The following is a 23,157-nucleotide window of genomic DNA, read 5'->3' as shown; positions in this document are numbered from 1 at the left end:
ATAAAAGTAATAAGTGGAAAAAAGAACTATCAATAGCATTAGCAGAGAATTTTCATCTGTTTGAAAATTGACAAACTATATTTGTTTAGGTATATACTGGAACGATTTCATTTTGTCAACTGATGTACATTATATAGAATTATCAACTTTTTTGCTACACACGCTCTGCGGGCTTCGCCAAAGTTGCTGCCAACACCACAGGTGGACTTCGTCGGCACGCAGAGCGAAAAACGCAATTGCTAGAACTTTATATTTTATATGTATGTATTAAATGTAGTGTATATCCCTAACTTTAGGCTACACCTAAAGTTATATAATATAAAAAACTATTTTTATGCTAATACATAAAATTTTTGGTGTATTATCAATTTCTTTTTAATAAGCTGTTAGTAAACATATAATTCCAGTTTGTGCTTACCATATTATTGCTTATAAATATATTAGTATAGAATGTATTAGTAAGAAAGTTATTAGCTTTGGATCTCTCTTCCATTTCATTAATCTTTTTTACCTTTTCATTCAAAGCTCTGATAATAGCATAGCTTTCATTATCGATATTACCGTCTATCTTTTCAGGTCTGAAATGGCATTGAAAAGCATAAAGTACCTTTCTTGAATCGAAATCCCATACATTATTTGTAGGCATGCTCGTATAACCGTATTTTACAAACTCTTCTTTTATATCCAATACCTTTGCTTTTTTATATTCATTATCACTTAAAAAATTTGTGTAATCATATTCATCATACCATATGCCAAGATTATATTCGTCATGAAGTCTTTTCCATGGGAATTTAGGACCTGGGTCTTTTTTTCTGTATGGGGCTATATCAGAATGACCTAATATATTATAAGGTTTCACCCCATATTTATCTATTAAGTTCCTAAGTAAATATGCAACTTTTTCTATTTGGCTTTCATCAAACTCTAAATATTCATCATAAGGAATAAAAAATAAATTCTCTCTTTCTCTTTTTGTCATTCTTCTTAACTGTTCAGGGGTATTTGTAACTTTCTGTAAGAAGCCTAAATTTACTATTTCTATACCTATAGAAGTATCATTCATAGTGTGTCTGTTATCAAACATTGTAACGCCTGCATGCCAAGCTCTATTATTATCATCTACAAGTTTGTATATAGGGTCATCTTCTCTTGTAGTTACCAGATAATGTGCGGATACTCCGGGGGCTGTTAAAACTTTTAGAGATAAATCATCATCTAATGCAGTGTAGTGAAGTATTATATACCTTATTCTCAAATTATAAGCAGGCGATTTGTAAACAGTTGATATTTTAGGAGCTATTTTTCTGCTTCTTATAGGAGCGGAAGTATTATTATTGCATGAAAATAATACTAATGCAGATATTAAAAAAATTATCTTAATTATTTTTTTATACATAAATAGGAACTCCGTTGAATCTGTAGCGTATGAAGCCTTTATAAAAGTCTTTTACTTCAATATAGGCAAAATAATAAGCCTGAGCGGTATTTATTCTAGTATGCTTATGAAGAAGATTACTGTAAAAGCAGTATGTAAAATCTATATACATTCCATCTGCTAAAGCACCTACCCCCGATATTACAGTTCCTACTCCTGAAGCTAATAATGATTTTGTGAGGTTATTATCAGTTTCTTCCATATTGCAGGCATTAATAAAAACTAAAGAAGGCGGATTTTCTAATGCCCCTATAGAGTTTAATATATAGTCATCGCTTAATTTTATACCGTTTTTATATCCATGTGTTATAATATGTACTATATCATAGCTTTCAAGTATTTTTATAAACTCAAAATAATTATGCTCTTTTCTGTATAAATCTATTTCAGTATTTTTTATATCATCATGAAGTGATAAAATAGTATCTATTTCTTTTTTGTCAGAAGTTATATCATCGCTTGGTATTGAAATAATAGCCATTTTTAATTTTTTATTATTTATTTTATTATGATGAAATATATTCGAAGCATTTGTATAAGAAAATATTATATTTTCAGATATAAATTTGCCGTCATAAGAGAGTATGCCCCAAGGTATATTTGCACTTTTATCATCAAGATGAAGATAAACTATTCTAAAACCTTCAAGTATATGCTCTCTGAAATCTTTTTCTGGAATAAGCATATTCATAAAGTAGCTTCCAAGCTCTATGTATTTATCTATATTATAGCTTTCACTGTTTGAATGTTTTAATAAACGCAGGTATTCTTTGTATATACTTTCATAAGCCTTATTGTCAAAATGTTTTTCATATTCTGCTACATAAAGCGAAGGGTATGTTTCTATTGCCTGATATTTAAAAACATCATTATCTATAGTACATGAAAAAAATGTCTGAGATATATTGTCATTTAAAACTATTAATCTGTCTTTAAGTTTAGAAAATGTTTTATAGTCTATTTCATAGATAGAAAAGTCAGAATATTTTTCTTCAAGTTTATAATAAATTCCACGTCTTCTTTTATAATTGTCAGTTATATAAATATTTATATAATCTTTATCTGATGTTTCATTTTTTTTATTATTTAAATCAATCTCATAATAACCGTATAATTTATTTTTATCATTATCGTATAAAAATATATTTACATGACTTTCATCTTTTTTAATAGTCTTTAAAATCTTTTTTACAGATGTATTTTTTAAAGAAATATATTCTATGCTATGAGATAAAAAGTATTCTCTGTTTTGAGTTATAATGTATGATTTATATGTCATTTAATTAAATATCTTTTTAAAGTAAAAATTATAAACATTGATTATTATATAGTAATTTTTTATATAATCAAATAAAATGTTTGTAAATAATAATAATCGGATAATGCCTAAAAAGACATAAATAAATTATTTTGTCTCAAATCCGTCAAGAGTAAAAGAGTATGTATCGCTGTCTGGAAGTAATTTTAATGTAATCAAAGCCGTATTATTATATTTTTCTTCATTAAAATTATTTAGAGGTATTTCTATGGTTATATCTTTTCTTAATACCAAATTAGAAAATTTTGTTCCTATCCATAAATAAAAATTAAGGTTAAACTTTTCACTTCCTTCAATATATTCAAAATACATATTGTCAAGTTTTATGTATTTTCCAGTAGTCATAGTTCTTCCCCAATCATTCATATTGCACATATAATATCCGCCGTTATAATCAGCATTATATGTACATGTTTTATTATTGAGGTTTATTTCAATTATGCTTGCATACATACTGTCGTTTTTCACAAAATATTTTGAACTGGAAGAACCTTCTATATTTTAATTTAAAATTCATAGTTTTTTTATTTATTTGGGTATTATTATTATTTTGTTCGCTGTTTGAAGTTCCCCCTAAATTTTCAGTGCTTTCGTTTCCTGAATTATCAGTATTTTCATTATCTGAATTGACAGAATTTTCAGTATTCTCATTATTTTCACTTGAAGTATCAGTACTTACTGGATTTAATGGTTTATAATTGCAGCCGTATATAAAGAGGCATGCTGATAATAGTATAATTAATAATTTCTTCATAATAAAAAATCTAACAAATTTAATAATTTTTGTCAATAGTTTTGTTATATTTAAAAGACATATAATGTAAAGCTATTGTAAATTCATTAATAATGATATAATATTTAATTTTAAGTAAATATTTGTTGAAATAAATTTACATTGAATATATACTTATTAGTAATAATTATTAATAAAAACAATATAAAATTTATATAAATTTCAGGAGGTTCAATTTGAGTTGGATAGGAGCTATTATATTACTGAGCGTATTAGTATTTGTTCATGAGATGGGACATTTACTAGCCGGCTTAGCAGTTGGAATAAAGGCTGAGGCTTTCTCTATAGGTTTCGGTCCTATACTTTTTAAAAAAGAAATTAAAGGAATAGATTTTAGATTTTCTCTTATTCCTTTTGGAGGATACTGCAAATTCAAAGGAGAGATTTCTGAAGACGGCAATGTAGAAGAAGGTGATTTTCTTAATATGTCGCCTTTAAAAAGAATAATAGTTTATTTTGCTGGTCCTTTCTTTAATTATTTATTTGCATTTTTACTTCTTACAATATTGGTATCTCTGCCTTCAAAAATAGATTTGTATTCGCCTACTGTATCAGTATTCAGAGACGGTAAATACATGCATTCAAAGTCTGGTATGACATTAGCTTATGAATACGGTATACAAAGCGGAGATACTATTACGGCTATAAACGGCATAAAAGTAGAATCAGATAATGATATATTAAAAACTATAAATGATGAGGCTATACAAAAGGCAGCTGAAGAAATAGTTTTTAGTATTAACAGAAACGGTGAAGCTATTAATATAACTATACCTTCTGTTGAAATGCTTAAGGCTTTGAGCGGAGAGAGAGTTTTGGGTTTATATTTCGGAGATGACCTTATAATAAAAAATGTAATTGCCGACTCTGCTGCTTCTGAGGCAGGGCTTATGGCAGGTGATAAAATAATAGCTATAAACGGTATTAGTGCCGACAATATAGCAGATTTCAGACCTATAGTTATGGATAATGCTTCGCAAAAAATAAATATAACTGTAATAAGAAATGGAGAAGAGATTACAAGAGAGGCTATACCAAAACCAGTATCTTCAAAAACTATAGGAACTTACGGAAGTTTGGGAGTAGAGTTTGACAGCACTCCTATGAGGGTTGAAAAAGTTGACGGAATACCTTTTCCTAAATCAATACCAGAAGCTTTTAAGGAAACTGGTAATTATTTGGTTTCTTATATAAACGGACTTAAACTTCTTTTTACTGGTAAATTATCAGTTCGTGAAAATTTGGGAGGACCTGTAAGAATAATACAGATTTCATCACAGGTTATTTCTGTTGATATAGAGTACAGACTTAGAACAATACTTTCATTTACAGCTACTATAAGTTTAATACTTTTCTTAATGAATCTTCTTCCTCTTCCAGTAGTAGACGGAGGTATGATAGTATTTTCATTTATAGAGCTCATAATGAGGCGTCCTATAGACAGAAAGGTTCTTACAAAAATACAGGCTGTAGGTGCTGCATTTTTGATAACACTTGCTATATTTATAACTATTAATGACATAACACAGCTGTTTAGATGATGATTTAGTTATAAAAAATATTTTTAATAATAAATGATTGAATATATAATTAAGAGGTTTGTATTTTGGCAGACCTCTTAATTGTATTAAATATTTAATTAATTTGAAATAAAGTATTAAGAAAAATAACCGAGTTAAAATATATCAATTTTAGAGAATACTATAAAATATATGAAACTTTCAATAAAGAATTTAGCAAAAATAAAAGAAGCCGACATTGAAATAGACGGAATTACAGTTATATGTGGAAACAATAATACAGGAAAAAGCACTGTAGGCAAGGCTTTATTTGCTATTTTTGAATCTACACTAAATATATATGACAGAATTAGAGAAGAAATAGCTTCAAAAATTATTAATGTATGTCAAAAAAGAGGATTATATGTAAATTATTCTTTAGTTTATGATAAAATAGATGATGCCTTAAAATTTGATATATATAATTTAATTGATAAAATGTATTCAAATGATTATAATGATATTGATTCATTAATTAATGATTTTATAAAAAAATACATTCATGATGATGGAGAAATTATAATAACAAATGGAAGTCATATATTACCTAGAAGTTTTTCTTTTATTTATGTAAAAGAACTTTCTGATGAAATAAAAAAAATTATCACAACTCCAATTGATAGTATAAAAAAAGAATTAATATCAAGATATTTCAATTCTATTTTCAATGAACAAATAAATAATACAGATGAAAACAATATTGCTTCTATAGATTTAATAATTAAAGGAAAAACAAATAAAATAATATTTAATCAAAATAAATGTGAAAATTTTAATGAAGAAATAATTATAGGAAATAATATTTATTATATAGATAATCCGTTTATTATTGATAAAATTAATAATAGTTCTAATGGATATACTCTTATAGAAAAAAAACTTATTAATACACTAAAAAAAGATTACACTAATAATATGCTTGAAAATATTATAGATTCTGTACAAAATAAAGAAATTTTAGATAAAATAAAGAAATTATTTGATGATGCAGTTAATGGAAAAATCAATTCTATAGGCGGATTTTATTATTTAGATAAATTAAGATTTGAAAACCTATCTGCTGGAATAAAATCTTTTATTATAATTAGAATGTTATTAGAAAGCGGTTCTTTAAAAGAGAAAGATTTATTAGTATTAGATGAGCCTGAAATACATCTGCACCCTGAGTGGCAGCTGTTATATGCAGAAACTATAGTATTATTACAAAAATATTTAGATTTAACAATTACAATAACAACTCATAGCCCTTATTTTTTGGAAGCTATTAATGGATATTCAAAACTGCACAAAATACATAACAGAGTAAATTTTTATTTTGCTGAAGCTGATGATAATAATAATGTAGCTATAAATAATGTTAATGATAATATAAACTTAATATTTAAAAAAATGGCAGCCCCTTTAAAAAAATTGAGAAATATGAGAATAGAAGAATTTGATAATTCAAAAAGTGAAGAATGAAAGAGAAAGTTTTAAAAGAAATTCATGATTATTTATTTCCTATTTTCTTTACAAAAGAAAGTGAATATAATTTAATAAAAACATTAAAAGAATCTTCTTACTCAGAAGCAAATAATCAGTATATGACAGAATCAAATTCTCTAGTAATAAAATGCGAAAACTTAAGAGATGCATATTGTTCATATAATAAATATAGCCAGCAAGTAAAATCTGTAGATGCCGTATATAAATTTGAAAATAAAAAAATATATTTAATAGAGTTTAAAAGCGGTGCTGTTAAAGGTAAAAATATATTGAAAAAAGGTGAATCTGTATTTAATATACTTCAAGATTTAAAATTTTTTGATGATAAAAAATATCTGTCATATATAGTTGTTTATAATCCTAAAGATATACCTAGAGAAAGTTCTGAATTAGAAGATATTACAGATATTATACTTGATTTTGCTATAGATACTAAATATACGAATGAAATTAAAGATTATAAAAATAAAGAACTTCACAATATATATTCATTAGAAGAAAATTTTTTTTATGAAGCATATTTCTGCACTAAAGATGATTTCAATAATTATATTGTCAAAGAATTTGAAGAAGAAGAACTATAAATAATAATTTGTATAATAACAAACTTTACTATATAATACTAATTCAAAAAAATAATCAGGATAATTATAATAAAATGAGCGAAAATTTAAAAAATGAAATATTAGAACTTGTAAAAAGCGAGGATATAATAAAACCAACCAGATATTTAGGCGGAGAAATAAATGCTATAATAAAACCAAATATGCCTTTTAAATTCGTTATGTGCTTTGCTGATATGTACGAAATAGCTATAAGCAATTTAGGGCTTTCTATACTTTATGAGGTTATCAATTCTATTGAGTATGCATCATGTGAGAGAGTATATGCTGTTGCCAAAGACTTTGAAAAACTTTTAAGAGAGAAAAATATACCGCTTTATACTTTGGAGACTTTCAGCAGAGTAAAAGACGCTGATGTTTTGGGATTTACTTTGCAGTATGAGCTTATATATACAAATATACTTCAGGTACTTGAACTAAGCCAAATACCTATACATAGAGATGAAAGGGGAGAAGATGTACCTATAATAGCTGCAGGAGGACCTAGCGTATTTAATCCATTCCCATTGGCTGATTTTATAGATGTGTTTTTATTCGGCGAGTTTGATATCGAGATGAAAAACTTTGTTGATATAATTTATAATCTCAAAAAAAACGGTGCAAAAAGAGATGATATATTAAAAGAGCTTTCAAAACTTGAGTATGCCTATGTTCCTAAATACCCAAGAGAGAATGTTAAGAGAATATTTGTTGAAAATATTAATGATATGCCTTATGTGAAAAAACCTTTAGTTCCTCTTGTAGAAGGCATACAAAACAGAATATCAGTTGAAATAGCTAGAGGCTGTACTCATAGCTGCAGATTCTGTTTAGCTGGTATTACTTACCGTCCTGTAAGAAACCGTACTATAGAAAAAATCGTTGATATATCTATGGAGTCATTAGAAGCAACAGGAGCTAATACTTTAAATTTATTTTCGCTTTCTGCTGATGATTATCCTCATATTGCTGATTTGATAGAGTATTTACAAACACTTGGAGAGCATAAGGGATTTTCTTTGTCTCTGCCGTCACTTAGAATAGATTCATTCGATAAAGACACTGCAAATAGAATAGCACAGTTTAGAAAAACAGGGCTTACATTTGCACTTGAAGTAGGAAGCCATGAATTAAGAGAAAAAATAAATAAGGAAATGGACGAAGACGCTATATACAATATACTTGCCGATGTTCAGAAAATGGGCTGGAAAATAGTAAAGATATATTTTATGATAGGCTTTACTGATAATCCAGAGAAAGAAGCTGATGAGATAATAGAAGCACTTGAAAAGATGATTAAAGTTTCAAAAAATAAAGTAAAAATCAATGCAGCTATTAATGTATTTATACCAAAGCCTCATACCCCTTTAGAAAATAATAATCAGCTTACAGATGAAGAAGCAATTACCTATATAGGAAAGGTTAGAGATCATTTTAGAGGTACAAAGGCTGCTATAAAATATCACCCTCCAAGAATGGCAGAAATTGAAGGTATAATATCGAGAGGCGATGAAAAAATAGGGGATATTATTTACAAAGCATACAAAAAAGGTGTAAGATTTGATGCTTGGGTTGAGCATTTTAATTATGATGCTTGGAAGGAAGTAATAGAAGAAAGCGGATATACTATAAAAGAATTATTAAGCAGAAAAATAAATATGCCTTGGAAATGTATTGATACTCTTGTAAGTCAGAAGTTCTTTGATAAAGAATATGAGAGGTTTCAAAACGGAAAGTTTACAGACTATTGTTTTACAGGTAATTGTCAGAACTGCGGCATAGACTATAAAAAATACTGCCATAAATACAAAAAAGAAGTTTTAAATACAAACTTTACTCAAATGGCAGAAGAATTAAAAACATTAAAAAAACGCGATATATTTGCTGTAAATTATAAAGTATTTATGAAGTTCAAAAAAGAGGGTATATCTTCATTATTAGGTATGCATGATTTATCACGTGTGATGATATGTGCTTTAAAAATAGCAGGAGCTAGCATATCATTAAGCAAAGGTTTTCACCCATTAGAGAAAGTAGTATTTACTCCTCCAACTCCTTTTGCATGTGAGAGCGATGCTGAGTATATGGAATTGAGCTTAACTGACTCTATAGACATAGACCTATTAAAAAACAAAATTAATAACTTGCTTTCTCATATAGGCATAGAAATAATTAATGCAGTTTCTACTCCTGCAAATGCTAAAAATATACAGTCTCTTCCGAAGAACACCATTTATAAAATTATAACAAGCGATGATAAAAAGGCTTTTGATATACTTTCAAATAAGGAAGATTTAAAATTAAATGAAGAGCGAAAAGGCGATTATTTAATAATAAATAAAGATAATAATTTACTTGTAACACTTTTAGAAAGCAGTGAAAAGGCTATAAGGGTACGGGACATAAAAAGCTATCTCTCAAAAAACAATATTAATATAAAAAATATTAAAAAATTGGAGCTTGTATAGATAACAAATATTGTTTTTAATAATTAATTTGTAGGTTTTTTATTATGATTAAATACTATTTAGAAAATGCATTTGAATTAAATAAAGAGTATCCAGATACTTTTAAAATTCCTTCTAAAGGAGAAATTGATTCTTTAAAACCTGATGATTATGTTAAATTAATTTTTACTGAAGAAAATACTGTACCTGAGAGAATGTGGGTAAAAATTACAAATATAAATGGGGATAATTTTATAGGTATATTAGACAATGATCCTTATTGTTTGAAAAGTGTAAAATGCGGTGATGAGATAGTTTTTAAAACTGAAAATATAATTGATATATACTGAAAATTTTTAAGTTTGTCAATTTTTTTATTCAACTTTTGGCGAAGCCCGCTGCACACCACACTTAACAGTACTTCCTTCAGTCGTAGGCTGACTTCGTCAAAGTTTTTTCCAAAGGTACGCTTCGCGAAAAAGGCAATTACTAGAACTTTATATTTTAAAGATATGTATTAAAATATGATAATACCTGAAATTTGGGCTACACCTTGCCAAAGGCACGCAGAGCGAGCACGAAATTTAAAAAATTTATTTTTTGACAAACTGTATTTGTTTAGGTATATACTAAAAATTTTTGAGTTTGTCAATTTTTTTATTCAACTTTTTCCCGCCGCAAAAAGTTGCAAAAAATGCAAGTGTTGAAATTATTATTAAATCATACTAATTATGTTTTATATGTAGAATAAATTACTAAATTTAGCCTTAAATATAGTCTTTAGTGCCGAAGAAAAAATATAATACAGATTTTATTTACAATCTAATTAGCGTACCTTTATAGTTATAAATTCTTTTTTAATAAAAAGTCTAAAATTTGTTTTTATATGTTTTTTATTAAACAGATTATAAAGTTCTATAAAAATGTATTTTTAAGAAAATGAAATTTGTTCATATTAAAATACGGCTTTCATAGCTATATAATATCTTCCATCTGTAGAGCCTTGAAATCCGAAGTATATAGGATTAAATTTTATATAAGCACTGTACTCTAAACAAAATAAGTCTTTTTTACTATTAAACTTTTCATCTTTATTTACAGGTATATAAAACATTGGTCTTAAAGCGAGATTAAGCATTTTCCATTCAGCTCCTATTTCAAATCTTAAATAATGAGCATCATTGTCTCTCCAAGTGTATTCTCCAAGCATATTAATCCATAATTGCCTGTCAAGCAGAGGAAGTTTTCCCATAGCAGAGAGCTGTACAAGATGATGTGTTTTATCATCATTATTAATATTATTATAATGAGTTTCAAATCTTTCTGGAGATAATGAATTTTTTTTGTTATACTGATATAAAAACTGAGCTTTGAAATAATCGTCATGAACTTTAAGAAGTACAGCCAATGGATTTGAATCTTTTGAATACCCTTGAGAATATGATACCTCATAATAATATCCTATAAGTCCGGCTCTAAATCCCATTTCATTATTCACTCTAGGCAGATACCAATGCGGCTGAGAAAAAGCAGATTCACTGTCATAAACTGAAGGCAGCAGCATAAATGTGGAGCCATTAATATCATTTACAGCCCTCATTCTAAAAGAAAGAAGTATTCTAGTTAATGTAACAGTTTCTATCCCTGCATCATATAATCCTATACTTCCTGAAGCATTATCTTTATCAAATACATCAAATTTAGCAGTCATAGCAGCAAAAGGAGTTGCCGAAAAGTACCAATCAAAATTAAATGTTTTTCCAACTGATAGGTACATATTAGGCATACTGAAATGACCGTCTTTTAAGTTTACTCCGATTAGTGTATCCATATGAAGTTCTATAGTAGAAAGTTCATATAAAAGTCTTGAAGAGAAAGATGTTTTTAATGCGGTTTCTCTTTTATAACTTTCATGTATATAATCAATTGGCATATAACTTTCTGTAGGTCTTACAGGCTCTATCCCTATATAAGGCCAAACTGTTATTATACCTTTTAATAATCTCTGATCTTTTTCTGTATATGGAGATTGTGCATATATTTCTGAATAACTTATAATAATTAAGTTAAAAATTATAAATCTTAAAATATTTTTCATATAACTATTTTTATTTGTTTTAATATTATAATATCATTTTATCATATAAATAAAAAATTGACAATTGAATTTATATGTGATATAATTTTTTAATAGTTTTTTGGGGAGTTAAAAATTGAAAGAATTTAATATTTTAGAGGAAAAATTAAAGGATTTTTTAGATGAGTATCAGATAATTTCATTTGATAATAAAGAATTACTGCAGACTATAGATCAGTTAAGAAAGGAAAAGGAAGATTTAACTAATTCATTAAATCAGCTTAGGGATAATTTTAATGCTCTTAAAGAAGAAAAGACTATATTGGAAGCCGATAAAAGAAATGCAAATGATAATTATAATTCTATAAGAGAAGAAAGAGAAAATCTTATAAAACAGCTTGAAGCAGCAAGAATAGAATTAGAAACTACTAAAAGAGAAAGAGATACACTAAAATCAAATTTGGCAAATACAGAAAAAGATTCTATAACACTTATAGAAGAAAATGACAGCGTAAAAAAATTACTAGAAACAGCAAATAGAACTATAGAAACTCTTACAAAAGAAAATAAAGAATTAGAAGAAAAACTAGGCATATTAATAGAGAGAATAGACAGTGTAAGAAATGCTGGATTAAAAAAGGTTCATCATGCTGCAAATACAGCTATTAAAGATAATAAAGAAGTAAAAGAGATTGAAGAAATTAAAGAAATAAAAGAAGTTAAAGAAATTAAAGAAGAAGCAGTGCAGTCAAAACCAGAAGAAATAAAAAAAGAGGAAGTTAAAGAGATTAAGGCAGAAGAAGTAAAACAGCATACTGAAGAATTAAATAATAATGAAGAAGAAGATCCTTTCAGCAGCAATAATGATTCTGATTATTATGAAGAGTATAAAGAAAGCGAAGTACCTAATCATTCAAAAGAGCCTATTAAAGAAGATGTAAAAGAAATAGTTAAAGAAAAAATGGAAGTATCTGCTGTTAAAGTTACAGAAGAGGAAGATCCTTTTTCAAATGCTTCTGATGCTAGTTGGGACGAAGAGATAGAGAGTGTAAAAGAAGAAAGTAAAGAAGATGCGAGTAATAGCAGTGATAATAATGCAGATAATAGTAATGAAAATAAAGAAGATAATTATGAGTTTGATATAAACGAAGATGATCAGTATATGTTTGGCGATGATGATGAGGAAGAGTTCTTCTTTGATAATGAATCAAAATAATTCTGTAAAAATGGGTAAATAAAATGGATAATAATACTTTAGAGGTTACAATATACGGCAGAACTCTTAATATAAAATCAAGCGAAGAGAATGCTGAATATTTAAAAGAAGTTGCTGATTTTGTTGATGAAAGTATGAATGATATAGCAGAGCATTATGGTTCAAATTATCCTAGAGATACTATAGCAATACTAGCTTGTCTAAATATAGCAGATCTTCTTAAAAGAGAAATAGCTAACAGTAAGGCTGGAAAAGACACTTTATTAGCTTTAAAAGAAAGTATAGCTTCAAGATCAAATAAATTAATTAAACTTATAGATGAAACTAAAGAAAATTCTAAAGAATAATTTTCTAATAATATTCAAATAAAAAAAAGACCTGCATTAAAATGCAAGTCTTTTTTATTTTTAAAACAATGAAAAATATTTTATTTAAATTCGGATTACTTACTTAATTTACTTTAAAGAAACTCATAGCATCAACCAATTCTACAGCCTGATTAAGCAATGATGTAGAAGAAGCAGAAGCCTGTTCTACTAAAGCAGCATTCTGCTGAGTTACAGTATCCATATCAGTAACAGCTTTATTAACCTGTTCTACACCCTCATGCTGTTCTACCGCAGTAGAGCTTATATCCTGCATAATCTTAGCTGTATTTTCTATTTTGCCTTGAAGATCATTGAATATTTCCTGAGATATTCTTGCTGATTCTGTAGCTTTATTAATTTTGTCGTATGCATTATCAACTAAATCTGTAATATCTTTAACAGATGACTGAGTAGTCTGAGCTAAGTTTCTAACCTCGCTTGCTACAACAGCAAATCCTTTTCCCTGTTCTCCTGCTCTTGCTGCCTCCACTGCTGCATTCAAAGCAAGTATATTAGTTTGAAAAGCAATGTCTTCTATTATTTTGGTAATGTCTTTTATTTTTGTACTTGCATCATAAACTTCTTCTATATTTTTTGTTGTATCAAGTATAATTTCGCCTGCATTCTGAATAGAAGTTCTAGAATCTATCATCATTTTATTTCCTTCAATAGACTGATCTGCTGATGATTTTATTGTAGAAGCCATTTGTTCCATAGATGAAGCAGTTTCTTCCAAACTTGCAGCCTGTGCTTCTGTACGTTTTGACAAATCTGCACTGCCTTGAGAAAGCTCTTTGGCATTCATTCTTATTTCATCTGCTGAATTTCTTACTTTTACTATTATATCAGATAGTCTGTCTCTCATATCAAAGAAAGAATTAGCCAAAACTCCTAATTCATCTTTACGGTTTATATTTCTATGTGTTGAAGTTAAATCTCCGTCTGAAATCTCTCTTGAAATAGATACAAGCTCATTTAAAGGTTTTGTTATGCTTTTTATGTATAATGCTATTATTAAAGTACATAATATTATAAACAAAGGACCTATAATTGCTGTACGTATAATAGTGTATTTTATTTCTTTGTATATTTCACTGTCTGATTTAGCGAATATCACAGACCAAGGCATAGTATGTATATTTTCATAAGCAGCAGAACGTTTGCCTTGATTACCTTCATTATTGTAAGATTCTACAATTCCAGTATGACTTGTTTTTATTACACTATAAACATCTGGAAGTTTTTCTCCTATTCTTTCTTTATCAGATGATAATATTACATTTCCGTCATTATTTGCTACTGTAATACGTCCGTTTATGTTAAGATTGCCTATAAAATCATTATTTACTTTAGCCAAATCTAAATTTATATATATAATACCAATAAGTTCTTTTGCTGAGTTTCTCAATCCTCCGCAAAGTAAAAGTGCCTGACCGCCTGTTGTAGATGATACACTTGTTGCATTATCATAAGTATAATTATAGTTATTAGCTTTCATTCTATTAAATAATTCAGGGTGAACACTTGCTATAGATACGCCTTCAAGTTTAGGATTAGCATTATCTAGTATAATATTTCCGTTAATGTCTGCTGCACCTATATTAATAGAGTATGTATTAACAGAGCCGAAATCTTTTAATCTTTTTATTGCTTCTGTTTTTACAGCTTCATCTGAAGGATTTAATACAGCATTAATCACCGCTCCAGATTGGGCATATGTAGATATTGCAAGCAGCTGTTCGTGCATAACCATATCTATCATAGAAGAATAGCCTGATACTGTAGCTTGGAATCCTTCTAAAGCAGATTTCCTTATGGCTCTTGAAGAAGACCATATTGAAATTATAGCTAAAGTAACTATAGTAACAAAAATAATAGAACTTATTATAATTGGTACTTTAAATGATAAACTGTGAATTTTTTTCATAGTGTGAAAAACCTCTATATATAATATTTTTTTATTTTCTAATGAAATCGATTACACTTGTATGTAAAGAAATACAAGATTAATTTAACAATAAAATTATCAAAGTCAATAAAAATTATAAATTTTTATTGATTTTTTTGTAAAATTATCATGTTTTTCATATGTATATTGGCTTAAAATTTATTAACATACAATTTTTTAAATTTATTATTCAATATTAATTATTATATAAATAAATGTTTTATATATTGTGTTGTTTTAGTATATAAATAGCAGTCAATTTGTTTCTCATATATAAAACTAGAACTTTAATGATTACAATTTTATGTATTTAGTGAGTATATACCTAAACAACTACAATTTTTCAAAATTAATTTTTTAAATTTAAAATATTTGCAGGGCTTTAACCAAGTTCTTTTAAGTATGCAATGCGGCAGCCTCACTGTGCGTGCCTTCGGCAGAAGAAATTTATTTGATTAAATTTCTGCTTTCATAATATTCTTTCCATCTTTTGCCAATTTTTTCCGCTTTTATTTTCACAGAGTTATTGAAGTAGTTTTTCAATTTAGGAATATCGTCTTTATTTTCTTTAGCCACACTTCCAATCAAATTTCCTACTACTGTTTCCATTTTTATTTTTTTATCCCCGTAATAGTAGGAATGAAGAGCAGACTGATAATATACAGAAACAGCTTCAGCAGTACTCATAACAGAGTTAAGCTCCTGTATTTTGGCATTCTCAAAACTTTTACCGCTTCTAAGCTCATTAAATGTAGAAGCAAGAACATCTACAACATCATAATCTATATCTATATCAATATCAGCAATCTCCAATAATGTTTTGCATTGGTTTGTTATTATTTCACTTTCAAGTTTAGGATTTTTTATGGGTTCAACTGTTTCGAAATTGAATCTTCTTTTTAAGGCACTGCTCATCTCATTTATACCCTTATCTCTGGTATTGGCAGTAGCTATAATATTAAATCCAGCATTTGCAAATAATACTCTGTTTTGTTCTGGTATATTCATAATTTTATCGCTTAATATACTTATAAGAGAGTCCTGTATTTCAAGCGGACATCTTGTAATCTCTTCAAATCTGGTAATAATACCTTTACTCATACCGCTATAAACAGGAGATGGTATAAGAGCCTCTTCTACAGGACCTTTGGCAAAAAGCATAGCATAATTCCAAGAATATTTTATATTATCTTCATTAGTTCCAGCTGTTCCTTGTATTGTTATAGTGCTGTTTCCGCTAATTGCTGCTGATAATAATTCGCTTAGCATAGTTTTGGCAGTACCTGGCTCTCCTACAAGCATTAATCCTCTATTGCCTGCTAATGTTATTATTGCTCTTTCTACTAAAGCATCATCTCCGTAGAATTTTCTTTTTATAATAGTTCCGTTTTTTAATTCCTTACCAAGTATAAAGTCTCTTACTGCCTGAGGAGAAAGAAGCCAGTTTTTTGGTTTTTTATTTTTATCTTCTTTTTTAAGAGCATCAAGTTCATCTTTATAAAGTTCTTCCATTAATGGTTTCTGATGTATTTTTTCTTTATCCATAAAATATTATCCTTTTTAAAAATTGTATTATGAAATAGTTTTTCTTTTTTCCCGCAAAAATATTCCTATACCAAGCAGTATTACTATTATTCCCGCAAACTGCTGAAGGCTTACAGTTTCATGAAGTATAAAATATCCTAATATACATGTTCCTACAGCTTCGCCTAAAATAGTCATAGATATAACAGTAGCAGAAAAATATTTTAAAAGCCAAGTAAAAACCATTTGCCCTAGCATAGTTGATATTAAAGTAAGCCCTAGTATATTAATCCAAGTTTTAGCAGAATATCCAGTAAAAGGTATATGCATTATGTATGATAATATACCTAAAAATACAAAAGCAAAAAAGTATGTGAGGCTTATCCAACTGAATGCAGATAATCTTCTTCTTGTGTATTGTCCTATAATAAAATAATTACTTATAAATCCAGCCGATATAAAAGAAAGCAAATCTCCAATCAGAGCTTTACCGCTTAATTGAAAATCGCCCCAGCCTATAATAACAGATCCTATTACTGCTATGATAAAACCAGATACTGCAAGTTTTGTGTATCTTTCTTTAAAAAAGAAATATCCCGCTGCGAATGCAAATAAAGGCTGAAGTGTTACTATTACAGTAGCACTTGCAACTGATGTGAGATTTAATGAATGAAACCATAAAAAATAATGAAGAGCAAGCGAAATACCTGATATTAGTCCAAGTATAATTTCTTTTTTTGTAAGAGAAAATATTTCTTCTCTGGTTGTTTTTTTTGACATTGTAATAATAAAAATAAACCAGAATGAAATAAATATTCTATAAAATGCCATTATAGATGATGGGGCATTAGCTAGTTTAACAAATATTGCTGATGCCGATAATGCCATAACTCCGATAAGTAAGAATATGCCCATAAATATAAGTCCAAGAGTAATAGTTTTTTTATTTCATTATTATACTGAAAATTGATTTTTATGCAAAAAAATTATACAAAAAAATGAGGAAGTAAAATATTAAAGTTTAAAAACTTTTAAGTATTTATTATATTTTAGAGTATGCAAAGTTATGGTAATAAAAAACAAAAAAGCATTACCTAAAAAAGATAATGCTTTTTATAGTTTTGTATTTTATAATTTTTATATATTTTCTGATTCACCTGAAGATACATTATTGGAATTAAACTTTTCCATATCTACTTCTTTGCATATTTTTCCAGTAACGGCAGCAGTAACCATACCATCATTAACATTAAGCATAGTTCTGCCCATATCAATAAGAGGCTCTATTCCCAAAAGTATAGCAACAAGCCCCACAGGAAAACCCAAAGCAGAAAGAGTTATTAAAGCAGCATTTGTAGCTCCTCCTCCAACTCCGGCAATACCAAAACTTCCTATAGCAATTATAACAACAGCTTTTATCAAAAATGCTGGCTCAAGAGGATTAATACCCAAAGTAGGTGCTATCATTGCAGCAACCATAGCAGGATAAATACCAGCACAGCCGTTTTGTCCTATAGTAACAGCAAGAGAAGCAGAAAGGTTTGAAACTCCTTCAGATATTCCCATTTTTTCTTTTAATGCTGAAACTGTTAAAGGCAGTGTTCCAGCACTTGTTCTTGATGAGAAAGCAAAAGCTAAAACTGTAAAAGCCTTAGAATAGTATTTGATAGGATTGTATCCGAATATAATAAGTATTATACTATGAACTATAAGCATTATTATAATAGATACATAAGAAGCTAATAAAAACTGTCCTAATTGAGCGAATGCTTTTAAATCACTTGCAGCCATAAATTTAGCCATAAGGGCAAGTACACCGTAAGGAGTTAATTTCATAACAAATGCTACTATCTTCATTACAACATCATGCAAAGCCTGCATAATTTTTTGGAAAAATTCAAATACTTCTAGTTTTTTCTTTCTAAGCCCCAAAGCAGCAGAACCTACTAATGCAGCAAAGAATACAACCGAAAGTGTAGGAGAGCCTCCCATACCTGCCAAAGCTGCAAATGGGTTTGTAGGTATTATTTCAAGCAACTGCTGAGGTACTGGTCTTGCTGTGAATTGTTCTAATTTGCCCTCATAATTAGAAGCTCCCTGAGATATATCTCCTACTATAGACTGAAGTTTTGAAGCATCAAGCCCGAAACCTTTTGCGGTAAAAAATCCTACCAAAGCAGATATCGCTGTTGTTGCCATAAGAACTGCTATGATTATCAATGTCATTTTTCCTACATTGCTTCCGCCATCTTTGATATTGATAATAGCCATAGTGATAGAAACAAATATCAAAGGCATAACAAGCATTTGAAGCAGTCTTACATATCCGTTTCCTACAACATTATACCAAATAATAGTTTGATTTACTATCTCCATATTTGAGGCATAAACTTTTCTAAGTATAAAACCTAATATTAGTCCGGCTGCCAAAGCTCCTAATACTCTGTATGTAAAATTGATATGCTTTTTCTGCATTACATAAAGCACTGCAATTATAGCAAACAGTACAATAATATTAATTAAAACATAAAGTCCCATATATAATTACTTCCTTTAAATATTTTTTTAGTGCATATACTATAATATATATTTAAAAAAAATGATATATTTTTTATTTGTTATAATATTAGAATGAATGTATGAAGAGAATTATACAATTTTATAAAACTCTGTAAATACAACCTAAATTTATACAACACCAAAATCAGACATCGTCATAAAATAACTGGAACATATCTGTGAAGCCATGAAAATATTTAATTTTTTTTTAATTGAAAATATTGTAAGGCTTCACAGTCGTGCCAGCTCTGTGTGCCGACGAAGTCCAGCGAAAGGCTGCATTTTATACTGAATTTAGTAATTTATCCTACATATAAAACATAATTAGTACTATTTAGTATTATTTTTTAGACTTGCACTTTTTACAACTTTGACGAAGTCCGCCTCCGACCGAAGGAAGTACTGTTAAGTATGGTGTGCGGCTGGAAAAAGTTGAATAAAAAATTGACAAACTTAAAAATTTTCAGTATATACCTAAACAATTACAATTTGTCAAAAAATTAATTTTTTAAATTTTGATATTTGCGGGGCTTTGCCCACCACGCTGTGTGCTACGCAACACCCCAGTTCTTTTATTGGTATAAAAGAACCAAAAGAACTGCATTTTTGGCCTAAATTTCTGGTATTACCATACATTTAATACATATTTTTAAAATATAAAGTTCTAGAAATTGCGTTTTTTGAAACTTTTTTGTGCGGCAAAAAGTTTATAATTTTATATAATGTGCACCAATTGACAAAATAAAATTGTTCCAGTATATATTGATTTTTTATTTAAATAAATATAATTTGTTTAAATAAAACAAAAAGGCTTTATTATTATGTATAATATACTTTCATTAGATGAAATTAACAGCATAACGGATAAAAATTATAATAAAAAATTTGATAAACTCACTTCATTTATAGATGATTCTCTTATATCAAATGTACTTACTAAAGATAAAAAATCATATGTTTCAAGTAGGGTAATAAGATATATATTAGGAGAATATTTGGATATAAAAGAGCCTTACAGATTAAGAAATCCAGATTTGATATGTTTTTCTTTGGACGGCGAAAGTTTAAGAGAGGCTTTTGAAAATGTTTATAATGCTTGGGAAGAGGATAATAAAACAAAGGGCATACTATATCCGTACTGCATATTTGCAAATAATATTCAGCTTGACAGGCTTTATCAAAAAGCTAAAGACATTGCAAGCAGCAGATTTAAAATGGCATGTTTTATTTTGGAGGCAATAGCTTTAAGCGGAAGTAAAAGAGGTTTAGGTTTGGTTTATGAGGCTTCAAGAAAGTTTAAACAAGCTAGTGTGAGAAATACATGTTCTAGTATATTAGACTATATTACAAAACAGCTTGGTATAAGTAAAGAGGCTTTTGCTGATAAAATCATACCAGATTTTGATTTTGATAAAAACGGAATTAGAATTATAGAAAGCGAAGGTAAAAGATTCAGAGCAACATTGAATCATGATTTTACTATATCGATATTTGATGAAATAAAAAATAAAGAATATAAAACTCTGCCTAAAGATTTCCCAGAAGTGCCAAAAAAGGAATTATCAAAATTAAAAAGCGAGATAAACAAAGTATTAAAACTTCAGACAGAGCGTTTGCAGTTAGTTTTTATGGACGGTAGGAAATGGACATTAGATGAATGGAAAGAGATATTTTTTGAAAATCCTATTATGAAAGCATTTGCTGTAAAACTTATTTGGGGTATTTATGATAATAATAATAAACTTTTAAACACTTTTAGATATATGGAAGACGGTTCTTTTAATAATGCTTATGATGAGGAGATAACCATAGAAGGCGATGTCTTTATAACTTTGATAAGCCTATAGAAATAGAAAAAAGTTTAATAAAAAAATGGAAAAATCAGCTTGCAGATTATGATATAATTCAGCCTTTCAATCAATTATCCTTAGAAAATAAAGATGATCTTATAAAAAAAATACCTAAAACTATAACTGTTGGTTCTATGAAATCTTTAGCTTCAAAATTTAGTATGGAGAAAAATGACGGAGATGGGGGATTTATTTATAATTATTTTATTCATGATATGTATAATGATGCATATATTATAATTGAGCCTTCAAATATTTATTATGGATCTTCAAACAATGATGAAACTGATATAAAAATAAAATTTGAAAATGCTGATGAAAGATTTGAATACGGTGCTTATTTAATGCTTTCGGATAATATTAAGTAAAAAAGTTTATAGGTATTTATTAGATATGTTTTAAAATTTATACGATATTAATTTTTCAGTGTTTTGTAATTAATATTTTTACAAACTATTAATGTTTCGTAAAATTCTAGTTATTTTGCTGCTTGCGAAGTCTGATGATTGGTACAAAAATATATATTTTATATAATTTTATTTAAAAATCCTGTTTCTTGAAGCATGGGCTAATGCTATAGCAACAGCGTCTGCAGTGTCGTCCTGAATAATATTAGAACCTGTAAAAAGATTAACCATTTTCATCATAGCATCTTTATTCGCATTACCGTTTCCTGTTATCTGAGATTTTACTTCTTTAGGTTTGTATTCTGTAAAGTTTATATTATTTAAAGTAAGAGCAAGTATAATAACACCTCTTGCTTCTGCTACTTTTATAGCAGTTTTTGTATTTTTTGAAAAAAAGAGTTCTTCTATAGCGGCATTACTAGGATTATATTTTTTTATAAGTTCATCTAACTGAGTGTATATAAATGAAAGTCTTTGATTATAATTTTGATTAGAAAAGGTCTCAATAAGCCCCGAATCTACTATTTTGTATGCAGAGTTTTTAGCTTCTATAAAAGCATAACCGCATCTAGCAAACCCGGGGTCTATTCCTAAAGTTATCATGTATATATGATAAAATATTATTCTTCTATTAAGTTATCAGTAATTTCTAAGTTAGTAGCAACTGCAGAAACATCATCATGATCTTCAAAAAGTCCGATTATTTTCATAACTTTTTTAGCATCATTTTCTGCTATAGTCATAGTATTATCAGCAACACGTACTATTTCAGCACTTTCAGGCTCAATACCTTTAGCTTTTAGAGCATCAACTATAGAAGATAATGCTTCCATAGGTCCTGTAATAGTAAATACTTCTCCGTCTTCTTCTATATCTTCAGCACCTGCATCAAGTACTATATCCATCAAACTCTCTTCAGTGTTTCCTGCAGCAGGTATCATAACTATAGCTTTTTTCTTAAACTGCCAAGAAACTGCACCGTTTTCAGCTAAGTTTCCGCCGTTTTTACTGAATATAGATCTTATTTCGGCAGCTGTTCTGTTTTTATTATCTGTTGCAACATCCACTATGATAGCAACTCCTCCCGGAGCATAACCCTCATAAGACATCTCTTCAATATTAGCACCTTCGCCTGCACCAGCTCCTCTTTTTATAGCTCTATCTATATTATCATTAGGCATGTTAGTACCTTTAGCTTTCACTATAACCATTCTTAATCTGGCATTCTGATCTGGGTCTGGGCTTCCGCCTTCTTTTACTGCTATTGTGATTTCTTTTGCTATTTTTGACCAAATTTTACCTTTTTTTGAATCATTTGCGGCTTTTTTATGTTTAATACTAGCCCACTTGGAGTGTCCTGACATATTACACCTCTATATTTTAGATTTTTTGTTTTAGATAATCATTATATTTGCGTAGATTATATATTAAAAATCAACTATTGTCAACTTTTAATAATGCATTAAAACTGCACGGGTTCCATACATATTGCATTTAAGTATTCCTTAATTTCTTAAAGTATAGCATAGGAGTATCATAATTTAAAGTAGAATGTATTCTTTTATG

18 protein-coding genes and 1 pseudogene are annotated in these 23,157 nt (G+C 28.3%); 8 read left to right on the top strand and 11 right to left on the bottom strand.

Annotated features, from left to right (window positions below):
• Nucleotides 1-364: 364 nt before the first annotated feature.
• The 4 genes from Q1X91_RS12210 to Q1X91_RS12195 form a co-directional block, all read right to left on the bottom strand.
• Nucleotides 365-1,399: an N-acetylmuramoyl-L-alanine amidase gene (locus Q1X91_RS12210; RefSeq protein WP_300757881.1), complete on the bottom strand. Its 1,035-nt coding sequence runs from the start codon at nt 1,397-1,399 to the stop codon at nt 365-367.
• Nucleotides 1,392-2,717 carry a CHAT domain-containing protein gene (locus Q1X91_RS12205; RefSeq protein ID WP_300757878.1) on the bottom strand — a complete coding sequence of 442 codons (1,326 nt, stop codon included), beginning with the start codon at nt 2,715-2,717 and terminating at the stop codon, nt 1,392-1,394. Before Q1X91_RS12205 ends, Q1X91_RS12210 begins: the two co-directional genes overlap by 8 nt.
• A 126-nt stretch (nt 2,718-2,843) precedes the next feature.
• A complete protein-coding gene (locus Q1X91_RS12200) occupies nt 2,844-3,224 on the bottom strand; it encodes a hypothetical protein (protein ID WP_300757875.1) in 381 nt (126 codons plus the stop codon).
• A complete protein-coding gene (locus Q1X91_RS12195) occupies nt 3,190-3,510 on the bottom strand; it encodes a hypothetical protein (RefSeq protein WP_300757872.1) in 321 nt (106 codons plus the stop codon). Before Q1X91_RS12195 ends, Q1X91_RS12200 begins: the two co-directional genes overlap by 35 nt.
• Before the next feature lie 215 nt (nt 3,511-3,725).
• Here Q1X91_RS12195 and rseP point away from each other — a divergent pair, with 215 nt between their 5' ends.
• The 5 genes from rseP to Q1X91_RS12170 all read left to right on the top strand — a co-directional run bounded on the left by rseP (nt 3,726) and on the right by Q1X91_RS12170 (nt 9,992).
• Nucleotides 3,726-5,090, top strand: a complete 1,365-nt coding sequence (rseP, locus tag Q1X91_RS12190; protein ID WP_300757869.1) for an RIP metalloprotease RseP — start codon at nt 3,726-3,728, stop codon at nt 5,088-5,090.
• Between the two features lie 171 nt (nt 5,091-5,261).
• Entirely contained in the window at nt 5,262-6,569 is a 1,308-nt protein-coding gene (locus tag Q1X91_RS12185) for an AAA family ATPase (RefSeq protein ID WP_300757866.1), read from the top strand.
• Nucleotides 6,566-7,177, top strand: a complete 612-nt coding sequence (locus tag Q1X91_RS12180) for a hypothetical protein (protein WP_300757863.1) — start codon at nt 6,566-6,568, stop codon at nt 7,175-7,177. Before Q1X91_RS12185 ends, Q1X91_RS12180 begins: the two co-directional genes overlap by 4 nt.
• Nucleotides 7,178-7,251: 74 nt before the next feature.
• Entirely contained in the window at nt 7,252-9,663 is a 2,412-nt protein-coding gene (locus Q1X91_RS12175) for a TIGR03960 family B12-binding radical SAM protein (protein WP_300757860.1), read from the top strand.
• A gap of 44 nt (nt 9,664-9,707) precedes the next feature.
• Nucleotides 9,708-9,992: a DUF2314 domain-containing protein gene (locus Q1X91_RS12170; RefSeq protein ID WP_300757856.1), complete on the top strand. Its 285-nt coding sequence runs from the start codon at nt 9,708-9,710 to the stop codon at nt 9,990-9,992.
• A gap of 605 nt (nt 9,993-10,597) precedes the next feature.
• Here the strand turns inward: Q1X91_RS12170 and Q1X91_RS12165 are convergent.
• On the bottom strand, nt 10,598-11,740 hold the full coding sequence (locus Q1X91_RS12165) for a hypothetical protein (protein WP_300757854.1): 1,143 nt from the start codon (nt 11,738-11,740) through the stop codon (nt 10,598-10,600).
• Between the two features lie 115 nt (nt 11,741-11,855).
• Here Q1X91_RS12165 and Q1X91_RS12160 point away from each other — a divergent pair, with 115 nt between their 5' ends.
• Nucleotides 11,856-12,935, top strand: coding sequence for a hypothetical protein (locus tag Q1X91_RS12160; protein WP_300757851.1), 1,080 nt, complete (start codon nt 11,856-11,858; stop codon nt 12,933-12,935).
• A gap of 23 nt (nt 12,936-12,958) precedes the next feature.
• A complete protein-coding gene (locus Q1X91_RS12155; protein ID WP_020004673.1) occupies nt 12,959-13,282 on the top strand; it encodes a cell division protein ZapA in 324 nt (107 codons plus the stop codon).
• Nucleotides 13,283-13,385: 103 nt separating this feature from the next.
• On the opposite strand, the gene Q1X91_RS12150 is transcribed toward Q1X91_RS12155, so the two are convergent.
• From Q1X91_RS12150 to Q1X91_RS12135, 4 genes are all read right to left on the bottom strand, one after another.
• Nucleotides 13,386-15,230, bottom strand: a complete 1,845-nt coding sequence (locus tag Q1X91_RS12150) for a methyl-accepting chemotaxis protein (protein WP_300757844.1) — start codon at nt 15,228-15,230, stop codon at nt 13,386-13,388.
• Nucleotides 15,231-15,698: 468 nt separating this feature from the next.
• Nucleotides 15,699-16,796, bottom strand: coding sequence for an AAA family ATPase (locus Q1X91_RS12145; protein WP_300757841.1), 1,098 nt, complete (start codon nt 16,794-16,796; stop codon nt 15,699-15,701).
• Between the two features lie 27 nt (nt 16,797-16,823).
• Nucleotides 16,824-17,690, bottom strand: a complete 867-nt coding sequence (locus Q1X91_RS12140; RefSeq protein WP_300757838.1) for a DMT family transporter — start codon at nt 17,688-17,690, stop codon at nt 16,824-16,826.
• A 222-nt stretch (nt 17,691-17,912) separates the two neighbouring features.
• Complete coding sequence (locus Q1X91_RS12135) at nt 17,913-19,313, bottom strand: cation:dicarboxylase symporter family transporter (protein ID WP_300757836.1); 1,401 nt, start codon at nt 19,311-19,313, stop codon at nt 17,913-17,915.
• An 842-nt stretch (nt 19,314-20,155) separates the two neighbouring features.
• Here Q1X91_RS12135 and Q1X91_RS12130 point away from each other — a divergent pair.
• Nucleotides 20,156-21,552, top strand: a pseudogene (locus Q1X91_RS12130) (DUF4132 domain-containing protein).
• Between the two features lie 168 nt (nt 21,553-21,720).
• Here Q1X91_RS12130 and ruvC read toward each other — a convergent pair.
• Nucleotides 21,721-22,194, bottom strand: coding sequence for a crossover junction endodeoxyribonuclease RuvC (gene ruvC / locus Q1X91_RS12120; protein ID WP_300757827.1), 474 nt, complete (start codon nt 22,192-22,194; stop codon nt 21,721-21,723).
• Between the two features lie 17 nt (nt 22,195-22,211).
• Nucleotides 22,212-22,955, bottom strand: coding sequence for a YebC/PmpR family DNA-binding transcriptional regulator (locus Q1X91_RS12115; protein WP_300757824.1), 744 nt, complete (start codon nt 22,953-22,955; stop codon nt 22,212-22,214).
• Nucleotides 22,956-23,157: the final 202 nt, after the last annotated feature.

Origin of the sequence: uncultured Brachyspira sp., from assembly GCF_949287625.1 — a bacterium.
GTDB lineage: Bacteria > Spirochaetota > Brachyspiria > Brachyspirales > Brachyspiraceae > Brachyspira.
The sequence above is the reverse complement of the archived record's forward strand: the minus strand, read 5'-3'. Positions and strand labels throughout refer to the sequence as shown.

Excerpts from the sequence above, each read along its gene's own strand:
- Q1X91_RS12210 (WP_300757881.1), bottom strand. The coding sequence starts at position 1,399 with ATGTATAAAAAAATAATTAAGATAATTTTTTTAATATCTGCATTAGTA.
- Q1X91_RS12205 (WP_300757878.1), bottom strand. The coding sequence starts at position 2,717 with ATGACATATAAATCATACATTATAACTCAAAACAGAGAATACTTTTTA.
- Q1X91_RS12195 (WP_300757872.1), bottom strand. The coding sequence starts at position 3,510 with ATGAAGAAATTATTAATTATACTATTATCAGCATGCCTCTTTATATAC.
- Q1X91_RS12185 (WP_300757866.1), top strand. The coding sequence starts at position 5,262 with ATGAAACTTTCAATAAAGAATTTAGCAAAAATAAAAGAAGCCGACATT.
- Q1X91_RS12180 (WP_300757863.1), top strand. The coding sequence starts at position 6,566 with ATGAAAGAGAAAGTTTTAAAAGAAATTCATGATTATTTATTTCCTATT.
- Q1X91_RS12175 (WP_300757860.1), top strand. The coding sequence starts at position 7,252 with ATGAGCGAAAATTTAAAAAATGAAATATTAGAACTTGTAAAAAGCGAG.
- Q1X91_RS12170 (WP_300757856.1), top strand. The coding sequence starts at position 9,708 with ATGATTAAATACTATTTAGAAAATGCATTTGAATTAAATAAAGAGTAT.
- Q1X91_RS12165 (WP_300757854.1), bottom strand. The coding sequence starts at position 11,740 with ATGAAAAATATTTTAAGATTTATAATTTTTAACTTAATTATTATAAGT.
- Q1X91_RS12155 (WP_020004673.1), top strand. The coding sequence starts at position 12,959 with ATGGATAATAATACTTTAGAGGTTACAATATACGGCAGAACTCTTAAT.
- Q1X91_RS12150 (WP_300757844.1), bottom strand. The coding sequence starts at position 15,230 with ATGAAAAAAATTCACAGTTTATCATTTAAAGTACCAATTATAATAAGT.
- Q1X91_RS12145 (WP_300757841.1), bottom strand. The coding sequence starts at position 16,796 with ATGGATAAAGAAAAAATACATCAGAAACCATTAATGGAAGAACTTTAT.
- Q1X91_RS12140 (WP_300757838.1), bottom strand. The coding sequence starts at position 17,690 with ATGGGCATATTCTTACTTATCGGAGTTATGGCATTATCGGCATCAGCA.
- Q1X91_RS12135 (WP_300757836.1), bottom strand. The coding sequence starts at position 19,313 with ATGGGACTTTATGTTTTAATTAATATTATTGTACTGTTTGCTATAATT.
- ruvC (WP_300757827.1), bottom strand. The coding sequence starts at position 22,194 with ATGATAACTTTAGGAATAGACCCCGGGTTTGCTAGATGCGGTTATGCT.
- Q1X91_RS12115 (WP_300757824.1), bottom strand. The coding sequence starts at position 22,955 with ATGTCAGGACACTCCAAGTGGGCTAGTATTAAACATAAAAAAGCCGCA.